This is a genomic window from Haloarcula sp. JP-Z28 (assembly GCF_011440255.1).
In the GTDB taxonomy this organism is placed as follows: domain Archaea; phylum Halobacteriota; class Halobacteria; order Halobacteriales; family Haloarculaceae; genus Haloarcula; species Haloarcula marismortui.
The window spans coordinates 4,152-6,165 of record NZ_JAAOHT010000118.1; the positions used below are offsets into that span (position 1 = coordinate 4,152).

1 protein-coding gene and 2 pseudogenes are annotated in these 2,014 nt (G+C 58.0%); all 3 read right to left on the minus strand.

Features of this window, described 5'->3' with window-relative positions; genetic code table 11:
• Positions 1-63 precede the first annotated feature (63 nt).
• Positions 64-147, minus strand: a pseudogene (locus tag G9463_RS24650) (site-specific integrase); the annotation flags it as partial.
• A gap of 42 nt (positions 148-189) precedes the next feature.
• Positions 190-1,407 (minus strand): RNA-guided endonuclease TnpB family protein, encoded by a 1,218-nt coding sequence (locus G9463_RS24205; protein WP_165897923.1) that lies wholly within the window; start codon positions 1,405-1,407, stop codon positions 190-192.
• Positions 1,408-1,534: 127 nt separating this feature from the next.
• Positions 1,535-2,014: pseudogene (locus G9463_RS22875) on the minus strand (tyrosine-type recombinase/integrase); the annotation flags it as partial.

The following is a 2,014-nucleotide window of genomic DNA, read 5'->3' on the forward strand; positions in this document are numbered from 1 at the left end:
GGCGACAGCCACTTCGGAACCATTCCGGGTGTGACCCACGAAAGCTATCGGTAGCGGCAGGTCTCACAGTTCGAGTTCTGCAAATGCCTCATCGATAATATCCTCGCTGGGAGCGTTCAGATAGGGTTCGATAGCGGCGAGTAAATCGCCTCGGGGTCAAGCCCCGAGGCTTTCGCGTGGACTCCCGTTCTATGCCTCGGTAGAGGCAGGGTGTGCGTACTCCCCGCTCACGTTCAACGTCCCGCGATTCAAGCGCACATCTACGGGTGCGCCTCCATCGTCTGCGTTTTGCCGACGACGGAGATACTGCAAGCCGATGTTCTTGGAAGCGTTGTAGTCGGCGTGGTTCTCATACCCGCACTGCTGACACTCGAACGACTCCCCGTTCCGGTTATCGTCGTGGGTAAACCCACACGTCGAACACCGCTTCGACGTGTTGCGCGGGTCAACCTGCACGGCTTCGACGCCGTTTTCTTTGGCTTTGTATTCGACGTACTCGTAGAGGCGTCGAAACGCCCAAACGTGTTGCCACGTCGCCTCGGGAATATTCTCCCGAATGTGGGTCAAGTCCTCGAACACGATGTGCGAACAGTCGTTCTCGATGGCTTCCTCGATAAGTTCGTTCGCCACCGTGTGTAGGTATATCTCGAACCGTCCGTACTCTTTCTGACCGACGCTCTCGATGTTTTCGTGGGCGTGGCGAGAGCCACACTGCTGGAGCAAGGCACGACGCTTCTCGTACTCTCGACGCCAGTGGTTGAACTCGTCTGCCGACCAGAATCGCCCCGTCGAAGCAGCGGCGAGGTTGTTCGCGCCCAAATCCACACCAAGGACTGTTCTGTGCTTGGACTCAGATTCAGACGTTCCCTCGCCGGCTTCGACTTTCCGCATTGAGGCATGGAGATACCAGTCACCGTCTCGATATTGTAAGTGCGCCATCCGAAACTCGAAGTCCTCGCCGGAGACGTACTTCGTCGGCGGTGTCTCCGAGTCGTCGGGAAGAATGTATTCGCACTCGACGCGCCCGTCTACAGTTGAAAGCGAAACGTGGTCGCGGTGGAACGTCGCGCTCCGCTTGTCGTAGACCGCGCTATCGGCAGAAAAGTGCGGTTGTGACGTGTTCTCGCCACGTTCGAGACGCGAGACTCCACTTTTGACGGCCTCAACCGCCCTGCGAATCCCTTTCTGGACAAGATTCGCGGTAAGGTTGGTTTGGTCGCGGAGTTGGTCGTAGAGGGCGCGTTCGGCTTTGGCTTTTGAGGTGACGTGGTAGCCGTCGTTGCCGTGCCAGCACCATTCGCTCGCGGTGTTGGCGCAGTGTTTGAACTGCTCGACCGTCTCTCGAAGGGGGGCGTCAGCTCCTTCGGGAGTGTCGAGTTTGATGACGGCGGTACGACGGTATTCCACTGTGTTTTCACATATATACACGGTGTTACTCACACGTTTGGGAGTCGGCCTGCCATCGTAGCGTGGTTTGTGTCATCGGTTGTCGGCTTCCTCCCCGACCTCAAGGGTCGGGGCATCCGCCTCGTACCGCCTGTGAATCCCAGCCGCCGACGGCCATCACGACGCGGGGGTTCATCTGTTCGTTGACGAGTAGGCGTTGGGCGAACCGACGGCGGAGGTCGTGCGTACTCACCTTCTCGAAGTCGTCGTCGGCAGTTGCTTCAGCAGCTCGCGCAGCTGTCCGTCGAACCACAGCACGGACGCCGGGCTGGGTCAGATCGATAAAGAAGTGCTTGGGTACAATGTTGTGCTTGCTCTGGAAGTATTGAAGATCACGCTCAACCTCGGCGAGGAGGAAGGCACCGCAAGGCTTCCAACCGTGCCGCTGGTGTCTTTCTCAGCTTGGACACAAATTCGGTACTGACCGCTTTCAGTTTGCTTGATCTCAACACATCAGACCTGTGGTATCTCGAAGGCACGCGGGCCGACAAATGCACCGAGCTGAATATGGGGTCGTCGCGCTGACTGTTGGTGGCGCAGTGGAGGTCCTCAACCTTAGCATCGTTCA